Origin of the sequence: Pseudomonas sp. HMSC08G10, assembly GCF_001808425.1 — a bacterium.
Taxonomy (GTDB): domain Bacteria; phylum Pseudomonadota; class Gammaproteobacteria; order Pseudomonadales; family Pseudomonadaceae; genus Aquipseudomonas; species Aquipseudomonas guariconensis.
Map to the genome: position 1 here is coordinate 82,045 of NZ_KV793285.1, position 18,410 is coordinate 100,454.

At 64.8% G+C, this 18,410-nt stretch carries 22 protein-coding genes and 1 pseudogene; 10 read left to right on the top strand and 13 right to left on the bottom strand.

The annotated features are described in order from the left end of the window. Positions 1 to 4: 4 nt before the first annotated feature. Together HMPREF3173_RS01545 and HMPREF3173_RS01550 are read left to right on the top strand one after the other, a co-directional pair. Positions 5 to 1,666: a choline dehydrogenase gene (locus HMPREF3173_RS01545; protein WP_070571214.1), complete on the top strand. Its 1,662-nt coding sequence runs from the start codon at positions 5 to 7 to the stop codon at positions 1,664 to 1,666. A 111-nt stretch (positions 1,667 to 1,777) separates the two neighbouring features. Next, positions 1,778 to 2,827, top strand: a complete 1,050-nt coding sequence (locus HMPREF3173_RS01550) for a GlxA family transcriptional regulator (RefSeq protein WP_070571272.1) — start codon at positions 1,778 to 1,780, stop codon at positions 2,825 to 2,827. Positions 2,828 to 2,875: 48 nt separating this feature from the next. Here the strand turns inward: HMPREF3173_RS01550 and HMPREF3173_RS01555 are convergent, their stop codons facing one another. Both HMPREF3173_RS01555 and HMPREF3173_RS01560 read right to left on the bottom strand, forming a co-directional pair. After that, positions 2,876 to 3,823, bottom strand: coding sequence for a choline ABC transporter substrate-binding protein (locus HMPREF3173_RS01555; protein WP_070571215.1), 948 nt, complete (start codon positions 3,821 to 3,823; stop codon positions 2,876 to 2,878). A gap of 51 nt (positions 3,824 to 3,874) precedes the next feature. Then, a complete protein-coding gene (locus tag HMPREF3173_RS01560) occupies positions 3,875 to 4,624 on the bottom strand; it encodes a class II aldolase and adducin N-terminal domain-containing protein (protein ID WP_070571216.1) in 750 nt (249 codons plus the stop codon). Positions 4,625 to 4,828: 204 nt separating this feature from the next. Here HMPREF3173_RS01560 and HMPREF3173_RS01565 point away from each other — a divergent pair, with 204 nt between their 5' ends. After that, positions 4,829 to 6,298 carry an aldehyde dehydrogenase family protein gene (locus tag HMPREF3173_RS01565; protein WP_070571217.1) on the top strand — a complete coding sequence of 490 codons (1,470 nt, stop codon included), beginning with the start codon at positions 4,829 to 4,831 and terminating at the stop codon, positions 6,296 to 6,298. Positions 6,299 to 6,306: 8 nt separating this feature from the next. Here the strand turns inward: HMPREF3173_RS01565 and HMPREF3173_RS01570 are convergent, their stop codons facing one another. The 4 genes from HMPREF3173_RS01570 to HMPREF3173_RS01580 all read right to left on the bottom strand — a co-directional run bounded on the left by HMPREF3173_RS01570 (position 6,307) and on the right by HMPREF3173_RS01580 (position 8,168). Continuing rightward, a complete protein-coding gene (locus HMPREF3173_RS01570; RefSeq protein ID WP_070571218.1) occupies positions 6,307 to 7,131 on the bottom strand; it encodes a substrate-binding periplasmic protein in 825 nt (274 codons plus the stop codon). A gap of 135 nt (positions 7,132 to 7,266) precedes the next feature. Next, positions 7,267 to 7,416: a hypothetical protein gene (locus HMPREF3173_RS24500; RefSeq protein WP_168166359.1), complete on the bottom strand. Its 150-nt coding sequence runs from the start codon at positions 7,414 to 7,416 to the stop codon at positions 7,267 to 7,269. 9 nt (positions 7,417 to 7,425) lie between these two features. Next, the gene (locus HMPREF3173_RS01575; protein ID WP_043209000.1) at positions 7,426 to 7,659 is read right to left on the bottom strand and encodes a PLD nuclease N-terminal domain-containing protein; all 234 of its coding nucleotides are present in this window, start codon (positions 7,657 to 7,659) and stop codon (positions 7,426 to 7,428) included. Between the two features lie 110 nt (positions 7,660 to 7,769). After that, positions 7,770 to 8,168 carry an NUDIX domain-containing protein gene (locus HMPREF3173_RS01580; protein ID WP_070571219.1) on the bottom strand — a complete coding sequence of 133 codons (399 nt, stop codon included), beginning with the start codon at positions 8,166 to 8,168 and terminating at the stop codon, positions 7,770 to 7,772. 357 nt (positions 8,169 to 8,525) lie between these two features. Between HMPREF3173_RS01580 and HMPREF3173_RS01585 the strand changes: the two genes are divergently transcribed. Together HMPREF3173_RS01585 and HMPREF3173_RS01590 are read left to right on the top strand one after the other, a co-directional pair. Beyond that, on the top strand, positions 8,526 to 8,879 hold the full coding sequence (locus HMPREF3173_RS01585; RefSeq protein ID WP_070571220.1) for a con-10 family general stress protein: 354 nt from the start codon (positions 8,526 to 8,528) through the stop codon (positions 8,877 to 8,879). Between the two features lie 60 nt (positions 8,880 to 8,939). Continuing rightward, positions 8,940 to 9,815 carry a manganese catalase family protein gene (locus tag HMPREF3173_RS01590; protein WP_070571221.1) on the top strand — a complete coding sequence of 292 codons (876 nt, stop codon included), beginning with the start codon at positions 8,940 to 8,942 and terminating at the stop codon, positions 9,813 to 9,815. Between the two features lie 44 nt (positions 9,816 to 9,859). Here HMPREF3173_RS01590 and HMPREF3173_RS01595 read toward each other — a convergent pair whose 3' ends face one another. The 4 genes and pseudogenes from HMPREF3173_RS01595 to HMPREF3173_RS24220 all read right to left on the bottom strand — a co-directional run bounded on the left by HMPREF3173_RS01595 (position 9,860) and on the right by HMPREF3173_RS24220 (position 11,986). Then, complete coding sequence (locus tag HMPREF3173_RS01595) at positions 9,860 to 10,369, bottom strand: ferritin-like domain-containing protein (protein ID WP_043209008.1); 510 nt, start codon at positions 10,367 to 10,369, stop codon at positions 9,860 to 9,862. 139 nt (positions 10,370 to 10,508) lie between these two features. Further along, positions 10,509 to 11,033 carry a hypothetical protein gene (locus HMPREF3173_RS01600; RefSeq protein WP_070571222.1) on the bottom strand — a complete coding sequence of 175 codons (525 nt, stop codon included), beginning with the start codon at positions 11,031 to 11,033 and terminating at the stop codon, positions 10,509 to 10,511. Positions 11,034 to 11,054: 21 nt separating this feature from the next. After that, positions 11,055 to 11,651: pseudogene (locus tag HMPREF3173_RS23760) on the bottom strand (M28 family peptidase); the annotation flags it as partial. A gap of 53 nt (positions 11,652 to 11,704) precedes the next feature. Next, entirely contained in the window at positions 11,705 to 11,986 is a 282-nt protein-coding gene (locus HMPREF3173_RS24220) for a DUF6555 family protein (protein ID WP_043209012.1), read from the bottom strand. Between the two features lie 167 nt (positions 11,987 to 12,153). Here HMPREF3173_RS24220 and HMPREF3173_RS23765 point away from each other — a divergent pair, with 167 nt between their 5' ends. Next, positions 12,154 to 12,486 carry a hypothetical protein gene (locus HMPREF3173_RS23765; protein ID WP_256543725.1) on the top strand — a complete coding sequence of 111 codons (333 nt, stop codon included), beginning with the start codon at positions 12,154 to 12,156 and terminating at the stop codon, positions 12,484 to 12,486. On the opposite strand, the gene HMPREF3173_RS01615 is transcribed toward HMPREF3173_RS23765, so the two are convergent. From HMPREF3173_RS01615 to HMPREF3173_RS01625, 3 genes are all read right to left on the bottom strand, one after another. Then, entirely contained in the window at positions 12,410 to 12,628 is a 219-nt protein-coding gene (locus HMPREF3173_RS01615; RefSeq protein ID WP_043209014.1) for a hypothetical protein, read from the bottom strand. The genes HMPREF3173_RS23765 and HMPREF3173_RS01615 overlap by 77 nt on opposite strands. Before the next feature lie 59 nt (positions 12,629 to 12,687). After that, complete coding sequence (locus tag HMPREF3173_RS01620) at positions 12,688 to 13,152, bottom strand: hemerythrin domain-containing protein (RefSeq protein WP_070571223.1); 465 nt, start codon at positions 13,150 to 13,152, stop codon at positions 12,688 to 12,690. Positions 13,153 to 13,271: 119 nt separating this feature from the next. Beyond that, on the bottom strand, positions 13,272 to 13,562 hold the full coding sequence (locus HMPREF3173_RS01625; RefSeq protein ID WP_070571224.1) for a hypothetical protein: 291 nt from the start codon (positions 13,560 to 13,562) through the stop codon (positions 13,272 to 13,274). Positions 13,563 to 13,810: 248 nt separating this feature from the next. Between HMPREF3173_RS01625 and HMPREF3173_RS01630 the strand changes: the two genes are divergently transcribed. The 4 genes from HMPREF3173_RS01630 (at position 13,811) to HMPREF3173_RS01645 (ending at position 18,392) form a co-directional block, all read left to right on the top strand. After that, entirely contained in the window at positions 13,811 to 14,266 is a 456-nt protein-coding gene (locus HMPREF3173_RS01630; RefSeq protein WP_070571225.1) for a (2Fe-2S)-binding protein, read from the top strand. Beyond that, entirely contained in the window at positions 14,266 to 16,515 is a 2,250-nt protein-coding gene (locus HMPREF3173_RS01635) for a xanthine dehydrogenase family protein molybdopterin-binding subunit (RefSeq protein WP_070571226.1), read from the top strand. Before HMPREF3173_RS01630 ends, HMPREF3173_RS01635 begins: the two co-directional genes overlap by 1 nt. Positions 16,516 to 16,531: 16 nt before the next feature. Further along, positions 16,532 to 17,869: a c-type cytochrome gene (locus HMPREF3173_RS01640; protein ID WP_070571227.1), complete on the top strand. Its 1,338-nt coding sequence runs from the start codon at positions 16,532 to 16,534 to the stop codon at positions 17,867 to 17,869. Positions 17,870 to 18,035: 166 nt separating this feature from the next. Then, complete coding sequence (locus tag HMPREF3173_RS01645) at positions 18,036 to 18,392, top strand: metalloregulator ArsR/SmtB family transcription factor (protein WP_070571228.1); 357 nt, start codon at positions 18,036 to 18,038, stop codon at positions 18,390 to 18,392. Positions 18,393 to 18,410: the final 18 nt, after the last annotated feature.

Genomic DNA, 18,410 nt, shown 5'->3' on the forward strand with positions numbered 1-18,410 from the left:
CCTTATGCTCGGGCATGAATACGACTACGTGATCATCGGCGCAGGCTCGGCCGGCTGTGTGCTGGCCAAGCGCCTGGGCGAGAACCCGGCGCTGCGCATCCTGGTGCTGGAGTCCGGCCCGCCGGACGCCAGCTGGACCATCGACATGCCCTCGGCCGTGGGCATCGTGGTGGGCGGCACGCGTTTCAACTGGCGCTACAGCAGCGAACCGGAGCCGGGCCTGGACGGCCGGCGCATCGGCACGCCGCGCGGGCGCACCTTGGGCGGTTCCTCGTCGATCAACGGCATGGTCTACATCCGTGGCCATGCCCGCGACTATGACGGCTGGGCCGAGCACGGCTGCGAGGGCTGGAGCTACCGCGAGGTGCTGCCGTACTTCATCCGCGCGCAAAACCACCGGGACGGCGCCGACCGCTACCGGGGCGGGGCCGGGCTGCTCCACGTGACCCCAGGCGACACCTCGCCACCACTGTGCCAGGCCTTCATCGAAGCGGGCCAGCAGGCCGGCTACGGCGCGAGCGGCGACCTCAATGGCTACCGCCAGGAAGGCTTTGGCCCGGTCGACCGCACCACCCGCGACGGCAAGCGTTGGAGCACTGCTCGCGGCTACTTGGCCGAAGCGCTCCAAGGCGGCAACGTCACGGTCGCCACCTCGGCGCTGAGCCGCCGGATTCTGTTCGACGGCGACCAGGCCTACGGGGTGGAATTGGAAATGGACGGCGCCGTGCACCAAGTGCGCGTGCGCCACGAAGTGCTGCTCAGCGCAGGCGCCATCAACTCGCCCCAGCTGCTGATGCTCTCCGGCGTCGGCCCTGCCGAGGATCTGCAGCGCCTGGGCATTCCCGTGGTGCGGGATCTGCCTGGGGTTGGCCAGCGGCTCAACGACCATCCCGACACCGTGGTGCAGTACCGCTGCAAGCAGCCGGTGTCGATCTATCCCTGGACGCGGGCGCCAGGCAAATGGCTGATCGGCGCGCGCTGGTTCGCCAGCCACGATGGCCTGGCGGCGAGCAATCATTTCGAGGCTGGCGCCTTCATCCGTTCGCGGGCGGGCGTGGAGTTTCCCGACCTGCAACTGACCTTCATGCCCCTGGCGGTGCAACCGGGCAGCGTCGATCTGGTGCCCGAGCACGCGTTCCAGGTGCACATCGACCTGATGCGTCCCACCAGCCTGGGCAGTGTCAGCCTGACCAGCGCCGACCCGCACCAGGCGCCACGCATCCTGTTCAACTATCTCACCAGTGAGCGCGACCGGGCCGACATGCGCGCCGGTGCCCGACTGGTGCGCGAGATCCTCGCGCAACCGGCGATGCGTGCCTATGCGGGCGATGAGCTGGTACCGGGTGCCGACCAGGTGAGCGATGCGCAGCTCGACGCCTGGGCGCGGCGTGTCACCGAGACCGGCTACCACGCCAGCGGCACATGCAAGATGGGCCCGGTCGGCGACCCGGAGGCGGTGGTCGATCCACAGTTGCGCGTGCATGGCCTGCGTGGGTTGCGGGTGGTCGACGCCTCGATCATGCCGCAGATCGTCAGCGGCAACACCAACGCGCCCACAGTGATGATCGCCGAGAAGGCCAGTGACCTGATCCGCGGCCATGACCCGTTGCCGGTCAACGATGCCCCGGTGTGGATTCACCCGCACTGGCGCCAATGCCAGCGCTGAAGCGCGCTTGCCAAAGCCGGCCCGCTGCGCTTGGATAGGCGCAGCGGGCCTTTTCCGTGAACGAGGCGCCGGCCCATGCAGCCGACGCCCATTGTCGAGCCTGGTGCAACCATGAACCGATCCGAAACCCTTGGCCTTCAGTGGCAGGGCCCCGCCAGCCCTCCCCTGCGCATCGGCATCCTGTTGTTGCCGTCGTTTTCCAATTTCGGCCTGGCCTCGCTGATCGAGCCGTTGTCGATCGCCAACTGGCTGGCCCAACGCAGCCTGTTCCAATGGACCCTGCTCTCGGTGGACGGCCAGCCCGTGCCCGCCAGCAACGGCCTGCTGGCCAGCGCCCAGGCCGGCATCGGCGAGCACACCGAGTTCGACGCCTGCGCGGTGATTGCCAGCTTCGACGTGCACCGCCACGCACGCAACCCGGCGCTGAAGGCATGGATCAAGCGCCAGGCCGCATTCGGCGCAATCATGGTCGGCATCGAGACCGGCACCGAGCTGCTCGCCGCAGCCGGTGTGCTCGATGGCCATCCGGCGGCGGTGCACTGGGACAACCTGCAAGGCTTCCAGGAAAGCTACCCCAAGGTCCAGGCTTGCGCGCAGCTCTACTCGCTGGGGCGCAAGCGTCTGACCTGCGCGGGCGCCACTGCCGTGCTGGATATGGTCCTCAACTGGCTGGATCACCTGGCCGGCGGCAATCTGGCGCGCGAGGTGGCCATGCACATGCTCATCGAGCAGGTGCGCGAGCCACAGGTCCAGCAAGCCGAGGGCTATCGCCGCAGCCTGCATGCCCAGGCCGGCAAGATGGGGCGGGCCATCGAGCTGATGGAGCAGCACCTGGAGGAGCCGTTGAGTTGCGAGGCCATCGCCGAGCGGGTGGCGCTGTCGCGTCGGCAACTGGAGCGCCAGTTCATGCAGCACACCGGCCTGACGCCATTGAAGTACTACCTCAGCCTGCGCCTGGCGCGTGCGCACAACCTGTTGCAGCAGACCCGCATGAGCGTCGCCCAGGTAGCCGCCAGCGCTGGGTTCGGCTCGTTGGAGCACTTCTCCCGCGCCTACCGCGCCAAGTTTGGCTGTGCGCCGAGCAATGACCGTTCGCAGAGCTTGAACGCGCCGGTCATGCGCCAACCGTTGGGACATGATCGGCAGCCGTTGGCGTTCTAAGCGCTGCGCGAATCTTTGGGGCCGCAACGCGGCCCCGGGGGCCTTGCGCTAGAGCCCCAGGTAACGGCGCACCGCCGACACGCCCGGCTGGCCATCGAAGGTCGTCACCCCCGCCAACCAGCTGTCCAGCACCTGCGGATTGCGCTTGAGCCATTCACGCGATGCCAGCGCAGGCTTTTGCTTGTCGTTGAGGATCGCGCCCATGATCTGACTCTCCATCCCCAGCTGGAACTCCATCCGCGATAACAGCGCCCCAACGTTCGGGCACTCCTGGCCAAAGCCTTTGCGGGTGTGGGTATCGATCACCGCAGCGCCATAGTTGGGCCCGAAGTCGTCATCGCCGCCACTGAGGTAGCGCATCGACAACTGGGTGTTCATCGGGTGCGGCTCCCAGCCCAGGAACACGATCGGTTTTTTCGAGCGCACGGCCCGGCGCACCTCCACCAGCATGCCGGCCTCGCTCGACTCGACCAGGCGAAAATCCTTGAGGCCGTAGCGGTCCTTGTCGATCAGGCCCTGGATGATCTGGTTGCCATCGTTGCCCGCCTCGATGCCATAGATGCGCCCCTGCAACGAGTCCTTGAGCCGGGCGATGTCCTTGAAATCCTTGAGCCCAGCCTCGTAGGCATAGTCCGGCACCGCCAGGGTGTACTTGGCGCCGGTCAGGTTGGTTCGCACCCGCTCGACGCTGCCTTTTTCCAGAAACGGCGTAGAGATCGCCGCCATCGAGGGCATCCATGCGCCGAGATAGACATCGATCGTCTTCATCTCCATGGCCTGGTACGCCATCGGGATCGACAGCATCTGCGTCTTGGTCTTGTAGCCCAAGCCCTGCAGCACAGTGGTTGCAAGGCCTGTGGTGGCAGCGATGTCGGCCCAGCCGACCTCGGCGAAATGCACGGTCTGACAGGCAACGGGGTCCCCCGCCTGGGCGGTGGCAAAGGCTGCGGCGAACAGCGATGCGGCGAGCACGGATACGGCTGTTTTCTTCGGCATGCGAGCGACTCCAGAACGGTTGAGGGTGGGCGTGGCAATAGGTTGGGACGTTCAGGCGCGGTAGTCCGGCTCCTGTTCATCGAGGATTTCCTGCAGCGCGGCAAAATGGCGGGTGGCGAAGTCCGGGTAGTCCAGCCACTGCCGGGCCGTCTTGCGCGCTACGGCGTCGCTGGCGATGCGCAGCGGGCGGCCGGTGGCCAGGGCGGTGAGGTAGAGCTCGCAGGCGCGCTCGAAGTAGTAGAGATCGTCGAAGGCCTGGGCCACGCTGGGCGCCGCCACCAGTACGCCGTGGTTGCCCATCAGCAGGACCGGCTTGTCGCCCAGCTGACGACTCACTCGCTCCGCTTCATCCCCCAGGCCCATGCCATCGAAACCCTCGTCGATGGCCACGCGCTCGAAGAAGCGCATGGCGTTCTGCTCGATCGGCGGCAGGCGTGAATCGGCCAGGCAGGCCAAGGCCGTGGCGTACTTGGAATGCACATGAAGGATGCAGCGCGCGTGCGGGTGCTGGCGATGCAAGGCACCGTGCAAGGCCCAGGCGGTGATATCCGGCGCCCCGGGGCGCTGCAGGGCCAAAGGGTCATCGGCATCGAGCAGCAACAGGTCGCTGGCGCGGATCTTGGAAAAGTGCCGCCCATAGGGGTTGATCAGAAAGCGCCGGCCATCCTCGGACACGGCCAGGCTGAAATGATTGGCGATGGCCTCGTGCATGCCCAGACGGGCAGTCCAGCGAAACGCGCAAGCGAGCTCGACGCGGGCCTGGGCATGGGCGTCTAACACGGCGATGGATGGGTTGTGCATGGCGGTTCCTCGGGCGTCGAGCGCGCCCCCCGGGCACGCATTCACATTCCCGAGTCTAGGGAGCGCGCCAACGAGGACTTGATGCGATGCGACCTGCCTTGTCGCGAATGCACGCCGCGGCGATGGCTGTCGCATTCGGTCAAGTTCGTGCCCAGGAGCCTGGCTATGGTGCGGTCATTTCCAATGCACACGAGGAAACGCAGCATGACGCATCATCAGCTCTTCATTGCAGGGCAGTGGCGTGAACCGCACAGCAAGCGCTATCGGGAAATCATCAACCCCGCCGACGAAACCCTGCTCGCCCTGGCGCCAGAGGCAAGCGCCGACGATATCGACGCCGCGATCGACGCCGCCCGCCACGCCTTCGACCACGGCCCCTGGCCCCAACTGCCGCCCAGTGAGCGCAGCGCCGTGCTGCTGCGCATCGCGGCGGCCATCGAAACCGATGCCGCCCATCTGGCGCGCCTGGAAACCCTCAACACTGGCAAGACCCTAGGCGAAAGCGCGGCCGACCTGGCCTGCGTGGTGGCCACCTTCCGCTACTACGCGGGGCTGCTCGAAGCGCGCACCGACATCGCCCATCCCCAGGCGCCCGCCCATGTCATCAGCGTCACACGCCATGAGCCGGTGGGCGTCTGCGCACTGATCGTGCCGTGGAACTACCCGCTGCTACAGACCGCCTGGAAACTCGCGCCCGCCCTGGCCGCAGGGAACACGGTGATTCTCAAACCCAGCGAACTGACGCCACTGAGCGCCTTGCACCTGGCATCGCTGCTGGCCGCCCTGGCGCTGCCGCCTGGCGTGTTCAACCTGGTTTGCGGCGATGGCGCCGTGGGCCATCGCCTGGCGCTCAGCGAGCGGGTGGACATGCTGTCTTTCACCGGTGGCGCCAATGCCGGCGCCAAGGTCATGCAGGCCGCCAGTGGCAACTTCAAGCGCCTGGCGCTGGAGCTCGGCGGCAAGAACCCGAACATCCTGTTCGCCGATGCCGACCTGGACGTGGCCCTGGACCAAGCGCTCAACGCAGTGTTCTTCAATGCCGGGCAAGTGTGTTCGGCCGGCTCGCGCCTATTGCTGGAGGCGAACATCCATGAGCGCTTCGTCCAGCGCCTGGCCGAACGCATCGAAGCCATCGTCCTGGGCGATGGCTTCGACAGCCGTACGCGCATGGGCCCGCTGATCTCGTCGGCCCACCGGGACCGCGTACTGGCACGGGTCCAGACGGCGCAAGGCGAAGGCGCCCGCCTGAGCGCAGGTGGCCATATCCCCAGGGACGCGCACTTGAGCAAGGGGTTCTGGCTGCGCCCTACCCTGCTCACCGAGGTACAGGCCGACATGGGCATCGCCCGTGAGGAAATCTTCGGGCCGGTGATCACCGTCGAGCGCTTCACCGATGAGGACCATGCCGTTCAGCTTGCCAACGATACGCCCTATGGCTTGGCGGCGGGCGTGTGGACCGGCGACCTGGGCCGTGCCCATCGTCTGGCGCGGCGGCTACGGGTGGGCACGCTCTGGGTGAACGACTACAACGTGGCCTTTCCCCAGGCGCCCTGGGGCGGTTTCAAGGCCAGCGGCATTGGCCGCGAGCTGTCGGCGGCGGGGCTGGAGGAATTCAGCGAACTCAAGCATGTGCTGCTCAACTGCGAACCCCGAGCGCTGAACTGGTTCAAGTGAGGCCGCCATCAAGGCTTGCCCGTCGTACCCGACCGAGCCTGCTGGTCCTGCCAGCGCTTGAGGTTTTGCTCCAGCAGTTGCCTGGGCACGGCACGGTCGAGCAGGTCGGTGAGTTTTTGTGCCAGTTGCGCCCGTAGCTCGGGCTGGTTGCAGGTCGAGTGATGGGAGAGGGTCAGGTACAGCCCTTCGCTGGAAACAGGCGGCGCCAGCGCCTGCACTTGCTGGGAGATTCCCAGAGTGCGGGCCAGCGCCAGTCCTGGGTAAAGCTCGTAGATGACGTAGTCGTTGCGTTTGAACAACAGCTTGCGAAACGCTTGGTCCGCGCTGGGGACCGCTTCGAGTTTCAGGTGAGCGTTGGCGTAGTCGTCAAATTGCTGGCCGTAGCTGTTGTTGACCAGGGTGCCACCGCTGCGCCCTTGCAGGTCGGCCCACCCTGTGTAGGAAAACGGGTCGTCGTGACGCACCCAGACCACGCTGGGCGTGTTCAGGAACGGCGGGGGAATGAAATCCATGGTGACTTCGCGCGATGCGGTACGAAAGGCGCCGGCGATCAAGTCGATCCGCCCGCTCTTGACCTGCTCCTGCGCACGCGACCACGGCCCGCCATAGACCACGTCGATCTCAAGCCCCAGTTCGCTGCCAAGGCGCTGGAGCAGATCGGCATTGGCGCCGATCAGGCGTTGCGGGTTCTGCGGGTCGCGCCATAGGTAAGGCGGGTACTCGGGATTGCCCGTTGCCATCAAGTGCTTGCACGGCTGCGCTGCCCCGGCAGCCGCCGGGGCAAGCAGGAAACACACCAGTGACAAGAGCATCGGTCGATAAATCTTGCGCATGGGCGCCCTCGGTTCGGTCGTACCCGCCTATCTCGACGATGCAAGTGTAGCGTCGATGCAGGCAGCGAGCACGACGCCCCGAAAGCCTCGCGCCAAGCGTGGGTAGACCTTTAACCATGCCCAACTTGGGCAGGCTCAGTGGCGTTTGCCTTTGTCACGCGCGGCCTTTTGCGCCGTGGAGTCGTGCGCAGTACCGGTCGAGCCATCAGGGCGATGGGCGTCGTTGTCGCGCTCGGCCTCACCCTTGGGCGGGCGCTTGGCAGGTTCGTGGGTAGCTTGGGTCATCATCACCTCCTATCCTTTGCTGTGTTCAGGCGAAGTCGGTCCGGTCCCACGCTTGATGCCGCGCGGCCCGGCAACGCCCCAGATGGCCAGCCCGATCACCGGGAACAGCACCAGCAGCAACGACCACAGCACTTTGGTGCCGTCGGACTTGTCGCTGCGGAACACGCTGACGATGGCCCAGAGATCGACCAGCAGAATGATCGCCACCAGGGCGATCCAAAAATACGTGACAGGATCACTCATATCCGCCTCCTCTTGCGATTCGAAAAAACCACAGGTGTGAACAGAGGAAGGCGCACGGCGGCGCAAAGTTCAGACAGCTTCGTTGAGCGCGGATGAATGGGCCGGCGCTGTCACACCGGTGCCGACAACACCGGCAGCTCCTTGGCCAGCAAGGCAGCGGCGGTGCTGCTCAATTGCATACGGCCCAGCACGCTGCGCAGCACCCATTTGCAGGCCACGATTTCGTTGCTGGGCACGGGCCGTGTCCGCTCGCCGAGGTTGGTGGTGAAGATGTGATGAAGCACATTGCCAACCGGCAACGTACACAACGTATGCAAGCCCTGGCAGTGCAAAGAGGCTTCCTCTCGCAACTCTCTGATAGCGGCCTCTTCCGGCGTCTCGCCCGGCTCGATGACGCCGCCTGGCAGGTTCCACCTCGCGCCTTTCTTGCGTACGAGCAGGACCTTTCCGTTGCGTAGACAGACGATCGTGGCGCGGGCTTTGGCTGTGCGGATTTTCTTTGCAGGCATACCGGGTGTTCTGGGCAAAGGCTCGGGTATCGGCAGCGCCGACTGACGCTTCTTCCTTGAAGACCTGCACACCTGACGCCCCGTTCAAGCGAAGGGACACATACCAATCGAATCTCACCCACAGTGCCAGCGCCTAGCGAATACTTGCGCGGTGGTCATCCGTCAAGCAACAACCTGCGCACCCGAAAGCAGTGCGAGACAAGCCAGGGTTATTGGCTTTGGCACTTCAAACGCCGGTCCGTCAATCCTTAAAGCAACCCGTCAGCAAATTCCAATTCCTTTTGCGAGGTGCAATGCCTCGCCCTTGTCACTACTGAACACAGACCTTCCTGTGTAGATGACATGAGGTGAAAGATCATGGCTGACAACCAAGACAAACAAAGCAACCAAGGCGGCAGCGCCAACACCAACCCAGGCAACTTCGCCAACGACCGGGAGAAAGCTTCTGAAGCTGGGCATAAAGGTGGCCAGGCGTCCGGTGGCAATTTCAAGAACGATCCTGAACGCGCCTCCGAGGCCGGCCACAAAGGCGGCCAAATGTCCGGGGGCAATTTCAAGAACGACCCTGAGCGTGCCTCTGAGGCCGGCAAGAAAGGCGGCCAGGCGTCCGGCGGCAATTTCGCCAACGACCGTGAAAAGGCCTCCGAAGCCAGTCGCGTAGGCGGCCAGCACAGCCATGGGGGCGGCCGTAAAAGCGACGACGACCGCTAACTTCCCACCGATTGCCGGGGCGGTTCTGCCGCCCCGGCGCTGTTGATGAGGCACATTCCAATGTTCATGCACAACAAACGCCTGCAGTACACCGTGCGGGTGGCGCAGCCCAATCCTGGGCTGGCCAATCTGCTGCTCGAACAGTTCGGTGGCCCCCAAGGGGAACTGGCCGCCGCCATGCGCTATTTCACCCAGGCCGTGAGCGAGGATGACCCAGGGCGCAAGGACCTGCTGTTCGATATCGCCACGGAGGAACTGAGCCACCTGGAAATCATCGGCTCGATCGTGGTGATGCTCAACAAGGGCGCCAAAGGCCAGCTGGCCGAGGGCATCGAGGCCGAAGGCGAGCTCTACCGCTCGCTGACCGGTGCCGGTAACGACTCGCATATCACCAGCCTGCTCTATGGCGCCGGCGCACCCTTGGTCAATTCCGGCGGTGTGCCCTGGTCGGCGGCCTACATCGATACCATTGGCGAACCCACTGCAGATCTTCGCTCCAACATCGCCGCCGAAGCCCGCGCCAAGATCGTCTACGAGCGGCTGATCAATGTCACGGACGATCCTGGCATCAAGGATGCCCTGGGCTTTCTCATGAGTCGGGAAATCGCTCACCAACTGTCTTTCGAAAAAGCCCTGCATGCCATTGCGCCCAACTTCCCCCAAGGCAAGCTGCCAGGAGATCCTGAGTTCAACAACACGTACTTCAACCTTTCCAAAGGTGGCGAAATGCGCGGGGCCTGGAATGAAGGACAAGACTGGGTCTATGTGGAGCAGCCTCAACCGGCTGTGGATGGCGGCGATGGCGAGGCCTCGGTGCAGCTCGACGCGCAGTCGCAAACCGCATTGGACGCGATGAAAACCAGGACGATGTCCAATCCCCAGGCCCAGCCTCTGACCGGGGCGGAGCTTGGCAAGGTCAACAACGGTCAGGAGTAGGATGGGCCCCGCACCGGGCAAAACGCCGGTGCGGGTGATTGGCTTCAGCGCTTGGCTTCGGCATCCGGATCGGCGGACCGGGCCAGGAAGGCACGGGTCACTTCCGGCAGGTGGTCCTTCAGCCATTCGGCCATGGCCACTTCTTCCTTGAGAATCGACCTGCAGGCCTGTGCGGTGGCGCTGTCGCCGGCCGCCTCCGCCGCCTCGATCAATACGGTGTACGAGGCGATCTCCATGTTTTCGAAGACATAGCCGGCCATGGCCCCTTTGACCACCTCGTCGCTCATGGCCATGCCGCCCACTGCCTGCCCGAAGGCCATGAGTTTGGCTGCCATATCCTTGAACACCGAAGTGCTTCCGCCCAGGCGCTCGATGCACTCGACCAGCACGCGCTGCTGCCCTTGGGTTTCTTCGATGTGCTGGACGATTCGTGCCTTGAGGGTGGGGTAATGCTCGAGGCGTTCAGCCTGCCCTTTGAGCATGCTCTCGGCTTGCTGTTCCATGGCATGGGCATCTCGCAGCCAGTCGAGCAGATTGTCGGTAATGGATGTCATGTTGCGTTGCCTCTTTGGGATGATGGGTACTGCTTGTGAAAGCCAGTTCCCCGCCTCGACTCTGTCGAACCGACAGGTGGGCATGCGGCTACGCTAAAGGCGCTACGCGGCCTCGCTTCGACTGCCAGGCCCGCGCACATCACAACACCTGGATTGCCACCGCATAACCCCCTAGGGCCAGCCAGAACACCAGGAATACCCAAGGAGTGCGCAACGAAAACAGCAATGACTTGCGATACCCAGGTCGCGAGATTTCCGTCTCGCAAAACAGTGGTGACTCGTCATAAGCCAACCCCATCAAGGGCTCGCTGCGCAGCAGGTGGCTCTGCTTGAACTGCCAATGGTCGATGATCTTGTAAGCCGCGCGGATGCCCGGCCAGGCACTCAACGAACTCAACGCCCCCAACAGGGCGAGAAACGGCGGCACGATCAAGGTGAACGCCGCCCCCCAGTCCGGATTGAGATTGCCCATGGAGGAAACGAACGCGATGACCAGAAACGACTGGGCCGCAAGAAAGGCATCGGTGCGGTTGGCAAGGATGCTCGTCTCGTACTGGATTTCCCGGCGGTAGAAATCCAGGCGCTCCTTGGGAGAACCGAACAGCTTGGCATTGCGCTCGCTGATTTCGTGCTCAGGGGTTGAGGGGGTGATGATGCGCGGCACCGGTCGCTCCTGGGAGAGGGTTCAACGTGGATTGTGGAGGTCGGATGGGGTTTGCGGCGCCAGCGCGTATTCCACCAACGTCGCGGCACAGGCCGTGATGCCATCGCCATGGATCATCTCGAAGCCATGGGTGTTTTCCGTGGGAATGGCCAGGCAGCCTGCCTGCGCCGCGACACCCGCGCTCATGACCGCGCTCGCGTCACTGGCGAAATCCACCAGCAAGGCGGCTTGCGGCCTGTACCCGGCGTGCTGCGCCGCCGCCGTCAGCCCATGGACGACACTACGGCTGTAGAGGCCTTTTTGATCCCCGGTATTGATGATCGGGTCGGCGCTCAACCGGGCACCGTACTCGTCCAGCACCGGGCCCACTTCGACTGCCACGGTAGTATCACCCGGCAGGCGCGCCGCGGCGTACATGGCCCCGGCGTTGGACTCTTCCTCCAGGGTGGTGAGGACGAACTAGACATCCTGGCGCAGCCCGGCGCGGCGCGCCTTAAGATCACGGGCACAGCCCAGCAGCGCTGCCACCGGCGCGCGATCATCGAGAAAATGCGCCGCGATGCAGTCGTTGACCGCGTAAGGTTGACGCCAGTGCCGGCTGAGCACGACCCGCGTGCCAGCAACAGTGCGTGGAGTAGCGGATCGATTTCCATGATGACGTGCCCCCGGGCTCATGAGCCGTTGAACTTCTTCACATCGATGGGCGGGGCGACGAATTCGGGCCCCTGCCCCGCTGGACGCCAACGCACGTTGGCCAGGCCGTAGCGCTCGGCCATGGGTCGGCTGACCTTCTTGATCGTGTGCTGGCCGAACCGTGGGATGATGCCCACGCCCGCATCGCAACAGGCCCAATGCCAGGCCTCGGCATTGTCCATGCGCCCCAGGCGAATGATGAACGTGCGGTACTCGCCATGGAGTTCGTACTCGATCACAAACAATTGCTGCCCTGCCATCACACGCCTCCTCAGTGGTTCCAAGCCTATGGAGCAGGGGCAGGGAAAGAAAATTCATTCGAGATTCACACGCTTGGTACAGTCGCCCCAAACGACCGCCGGAACGCTCGCAATGAACCTTGGCCCCGCTCTCGGGCTCGATTGCCAAAGCGCGCAGGAAAACGGCCATGAATGCATTCAACGAGCCTTTGGAGCGGGAGCGACGCAAGCGCCTGGCGATCGATTGCTGGTTCGCCCTGTTCGACGATGACACGCTACGCCAGGACTGCCCCAGCACCTACCACGAGACGCTGTTGCGCCAAGCGGATGAAATGGACCGACTCGGGTTGGTGGAGTGGACCGAATGGCGCGACCTGCGCCGGCTGGCCGACCGGGCGTTCCTCAGGGCGGTCGCCGGTGCGGACTACCATCCGGCCACACTGCTCAGGGTTGTTGGTAGTGGGCCGGGGATGTGCCCGGCTCATGTTCATGCTCGATGCGCTGCACCTGTACATCGGTGAACGACGATGACTCGCCGCGATGCAGCCCCTGCAGATAGCTGCGCGCGCATTCCACGCTGATGTCCTGTTCGTCGCTGCGCATTTCGCAGGTGCCTGGCTGGTTATCGAGGATGTAGCTGATCAGAAACAGATGACTGGCCATGGACGGCGCTCCTGTCGAGAAAATGAAACGCGACCGGCTACCCGGTCGCGTATGGGGCGTCAGGCGGCGTTCTGGTCGGCCTTTAGCATCTTCTTGTGGGCCTGCATGGCGACGCCCATCTCCTCGAGCGCCTGCTTGCCCAGCAGCTTCTTGGCGGTCGGAAAGAGCTCGCCTTCCTCCTCCTCGATATGGTGCTCCAGCAGCTCCTTCATCACCTTGACCCTGCCTGCGAATTCCACGGTGCCAGTGTCGGTCTGCAGCAAGTCGGGCAAGACCAGCGAGTCGACGGTGCGGTGTTCCTCCTTGGCCTCGTAGTACATTTTCTCCTCTTCCTTGCCCCCGGCCTGCTTGATGGCCGGGTAGAGGATCTGCTCTTCGAGCGCGGTATGGATCTGCAGCTCCTGTTCGATGCGGGCGAGCAACTCACTGCGCTTTTTCACGGCGCGCTCGGTGGTGCTGGACAGTTCCTCGAGCAGTTTCTTGACGGTTTCATGATCCTGGATCAGCAGTTCGATGGCATTCATTGTCGGGCCTCATCAGTCGATGGAATACAAAGACTTGCCCTGTGTGGAGTCATCGCCCGCTACGTCGGTTCGTGGTGGCCGATAAATGGCAGCGCACCGGCCCCGCCGCGGGGTGTCGGTCACTTGGCGCAGGCGGGGGCCGCGACGCGCTCGCCGGCTATCCACCTGGCGCGGCCCACCCCCCAGGCCAGCGCCCGGGTCATGGTCTCGCCTGGGCGGGCATCGAACGCTTCTTCGTGCAAGGCCTTGCCGCCACGTGCATACACACCGATGAACAACTGCGTGGCCCCGGTGCGCGACAGCCTTACCTGCACATCGATACAGGTGCCATCGTCGAGCGCCTCCTGATGCGTTCGATGATGAAGGGTCGCATCGGCCCAGTCCCAAAACACATTACCCCTGATACGCATGTCGGCCTCCTGCGACTCCTGTCCAGAGCGCCACCCTATCGAAACCGCCCTGGCATGCAACCTCCGTGGGCAGGAATGAGAACTGAATCAGACAACCGGTGGGATACCCTGCAATCAGGCTAATGATCGTCCAGCATCGGTCTAATGCTGCCACCCTCGAGCTGCGCCTGTGCTAGCGTTTCCTGATTGGGTGCCTGCCCTCCTGCCGAAGAGAATCGACACATCAACCGACTGATTACAGGTGAGCCATGGAGCTGAAGATCAATCATAAGACCTATCAGGTCGATGCCGAAGCCGACACGCCGCTGCTGTGGGTGATCCGAGACGACCTGGGGCTGACCGGCACCAAGTACGGCTGCGGCCTGGCCCAGTGCGGCGCCTGTTCGGTGCTGGTCGATGGCAATGTGGTGCGCGCCTGCGTCACGCCGGTGGCCGGTGTGGTGGGGCGGGAGGTGACCACCATCGAGGCGATCGAGGCCGATGAGGTCGGCAAGCGCGTGGTGGCGGCCTGGGTCGAACACCAGGTGGCTCAGTGCGGCTATTGCCAGTCCGGACAGGTGATGGCGGCCACCGCACTGCTCAAGCACACACCCACGCCCAGCGACGAGCAGATCAACGCGGCGATGGTCAATCTGTGCCGCTGCGGCACCTACAACGCCATCCATGCCGCCATGCACGACCTGGCCCAAGGGGGTAAAGCCTGATGAAGACGCCCCTGGAGCTCCCCGAAGACCTGCTGAGCCTGACCCCCGGCGAAACCGTCAACCTGTCGCGCCGGCGTTTTCTCGCCGGTACCGCCGTCGGTGCACTGGTGCTGGGCTTCGGCCTGCCCCTGGGTTCGCCTAGGGTGCAGGCGGCCACCGCCACCGGCACTGAACGTGGCACCCAGGTACCGGCCTTCCTGGAGATTCGCCCGGACAACACCGTGCGCCTGCTCAGCCCGTTCATGGAAGGTGGCCAAGGCACCTACACCGCCATGGCGCAGATCGTCGGCGAGGAACTGGATGCCGACCCGGCCACGTTCGTGGTCGACAGCGCTCCGCCCGGCGAAGCCTACGTGGTGATGGAGAACGGCATGCGCATCACCGGCGGCAGCATGTCGGTGCGCATGAGCTACCCGACCATGCGCCGTCTCGGCGCCATGGCCCGCGCCATGCTGCTGCAGGCCGGCGCCGAGCACTTCGACGTGCCGGTGGGCGAGCTCTCCACCGAGCCTGGCAAGGTCGTCCATGGCGCCTCTGGGCGCAGCATCACCTATGGCGAGCTGGCCGGACGCGCCATGGACCTGCCCGTGCCGGACCCGGCCCGTGTCACGCTGCGCGACCCCAGCCAGTTCCGCTGGATCGGCAAGCCGGTCAAGCGCGTCGATGCCTACGACAAGTCCACCGGCAAGGCTCAGTACAGCATCGACATCCACGTCGATGGCATGCTCCAGGCCGCCGTGCAGCATGCGCCACGTCTGGGCATGACCCCTGGCGGTATCCGCAACGAAGCCCAGGTCAAGGCCATGAAAGGCGTGCATTCGGTGCACCTACTGCCCGGTGCGGTCGCGGTGGTCGCCGAGCGTTGGTGGTACGCCAAGCGTGCAGCCGAGGCGCTTCAGGTCGACTGGCAGGAGCCGGGGCCCGACGCGACGGTACGGCCCATGCCCAAGGATTTTTCCAGCGATGCCTGGCGCGAGCACCTGGCAGCCCAACCAGGTCCAGGCCGCGATGACGAAAAACTCGGTGATGTAGCTGCGGCCCTGGCCAGCGCCAAGACCACCGTAGAGGCCACCTACCACAATCAGTACCTCAACCATGCCCAGCTGGAGCCGCCCTCGGCGACCGCGCGCTTCAACCCGGACGGTTCGCTGGAGGTATGGCTGCCCAACCAGGCGCCGGACATGTTCCGCGACGACATCGCCAAACGTACCGGGCTCGACCCTGCGCGGATCACCCTGCACTCGCCTCTGCTCGGCGGTTTTTTCGGTCGGCATTTTCTCTATGACTCGGCCAATCCCTACCCGCAAGCCATCGCGTTGGCCAAGGCGGTCGGCCGCCCGGTCAAGGTGATCTGGAGCCGCGAGGAAGAATTCTTGCGGGATGTGCTACGCCCCGTCGCCGTGGTCAAGTTCCGCGCCGGGCTCGATGACAAAGGGCTGCCGGTGGCACTTGAAGCGGTGAGTGCCACCGAGGGCCCCACCGAAGCCATCGCCGGCAAGCAGGGCGAGCAACTGGACCCTACAGCCCTCGAAGGGCTGTCGGGCAAGGCCTACGCCATCGCCAACACGCGCGTCGCCCAGATCTACGTCAAAGGGCCGGCCATGCTCGGCTACTGGCGTTCGGTGGGCAATTCGCTCAACGACTTCTTCTACGAAGCCTTTCTCGACGAACTGGCCGACAAGGGCGGCCAGGACCCGTACGCGTTGCGTCTGCACCTGCTGCAGGGCAACCCGCGCTTGACCACATTACTGCAGGCGGTCGGCGAGTTGTCCGGCGGTTGGAAGCGCGGCCCGTTCACGGCCGAGGACGGCAGCACGCGCGCCCGTGGCGTGGCCATGGCCTCGCCGTTCGGCTCCGAGGCGGCGGTGATCGCCGAGGTGTCGATCGAGAACGGCCAGGTCAAGGTGCACGACATTTGGCAGGCGATCGACCCGGGCAGCATCGTCAACCCGGCGATCATCGAGGCCCAGGTCAACGGCGCGGTGGCCCTGGGGCTGTCTCAGGTGCTGCTGGAGGAAGCGGTATGGCAAAACGGCATGCCGCGGGCGCGCAACTATGACCTGTATCCGGTGCTGCCGCCTTCGCGCATGGCGAGGGTGCATGTGCGCATCATCGAGAGCGGCGCGAAGATGGGTGGGATCGGCGAGCCCCCGCTACCAGCGGTGGCGCCTGCCGTGGCCAACGCGGTGGCACGGCTGACCGGTCAGCGCATTCGCAGCATGCCGCTCAGTCGCTATACCTTCAGCTGACGTCCAGGGGCCACCCATGCACAACCGTCGACTCGCAACCGCCGCCCGCTGGCTGGCCCTGCCGTGCCTGGCTGCGGCAGGCCTGTTGGCCTGGTATGTCACCCGTGAGCCCGCCTCGCCCCTGGCCGACGACGCCCCGCCGGACGCAGCGCTGGTCAGTCATGGCGAGTACGTCGCGCGCCTGAGCGACTGTGTCGCCTGCCACAGCCTACCGACGGGCAAGCCATTTGCCGGCGGCCTGGAAATGGCCACGCCGCTGGGCTCGATCCATGCCACCAACATCACCCCCGACCGGCAGACCGGCATTGGCACCTACAGCCTGGCTGACTTCGACCGCGCCGTGCGCCAGGGCGTCGCGCCAGGAGGCCGACGGCTGTACCCGGCCATGCCCTACCCCTCTTACGCCAAGCTCAGCGATGATGACGTCAAGGCGCTGTATGCCTTCTTCATGCACGGCGTACCGCCCGTCAACCAGGCCAACATCCAGAGCGACATTCCCTGGCCGCTCAACCTGCGCTGGCCCATCGCCCTGTGGAACGGCCTGTTCTCGCCCACCACACCCTATGCGGTCAAACCCGCACAGGATGCACTGTGGAACCGCGGCGCCTATATCGTCCAGGGCCCCGGCCATTGCGGCAGTTGCCACACCCCTCGGGGACTGGCCTTCAACGAGAAGGCCCTGGATGAGCGAGGTGCGCCGTTCCTGGCCGGTGCCCTGCTCGATGGCTGGTATGCCCCGAGCCTGCGCGGCGACCACAACACCGGCCTTGGGCGCTGGAGCGAGGCGGACATCGTGCAGTTCCTCAAGACCGGGCGAAACCAGCATGCCGTGGTGTTCGGCTCGATGACCGAAGCCTTCAACAACTCCACCCAGTTCATGAACGACGAGGACCTGACGGCGATCGCGCGCTATCTCAAGTCATTGCCGGGCGACCGTGAACGCGACGGCGCGCCCTGGCAATACCAGGCCTTGCCTGCCGCGCACTTGGACACCCCAGGCGCCCAGACCTACCTGACCCGCTGCGCCTCCTGCCACGGCCTCGATGGCAAGGGCCAGCCCGAATGGATGCCGCCCCTGGCCGGGGCCACCTCGGCGCTGGCCAAGGAAGATGCCTCGGCCATCAACATCACCCTCAACGGCTCGCAACGGGTCGTCGCCCAAGGCCAACCGGACGCTTACCGCATGCCGGCGTTTCGCGAGCAGTTGTCGGACCGGCAGATTGCCGATGTCCTGACTTTCATGCGCAGCGCCTGGGGTAATCGGGGCGGTGCAGTGCAGGCCCAGGCGGTCGGCAAACTGCGCGAGCACACCGACCCGGCCAGCAGCAGCCCGATCATCCTGCACATGCGCTGAGCGGTCGCCGGCCAATGCCGGACGAGGTGGTCAGGCCCTTGGCGCCTGACCGCCCCGCTGAGCTCTGCCTCTGATCAGCGGGGGCTTGAGATATATTCGATAAAGCGTATATTCACAAAATCATATATCCCTTGAGACTCGTGCTCGCCAGCCCATGAGAACCGCCATGATTGACCCCTTGTCGCCCACCCAGGTTTTCAAGTGCCTCGCCGACGAGAACCGTGTACGCATGATGCTGATGATTGCCCGCGAGGAAGAACTCTGCGTGTGCGAACTGATCTGCGCCCTGGATGAAAGCCAACCCAAGGTCTCCCGCCACCTGGCGCAACTTCGCACCTGTGGCCTGCTGGAAGACCGCCGTCAAGGCCAATGGGTGTATTACCGGTTACATCCCGCATTGCCCGCCTGGGTACGCGAAGTGCTGGCGACCACGCTGGAGGCCAACCGCGAATGGCTCAGCACCAGCACTCGACGCCTGGATGTCATGGGCGAGCGGCCCCAGCGCCTCGCCTCCTGCTGCTGATTGCTCCCATTGGCTTGC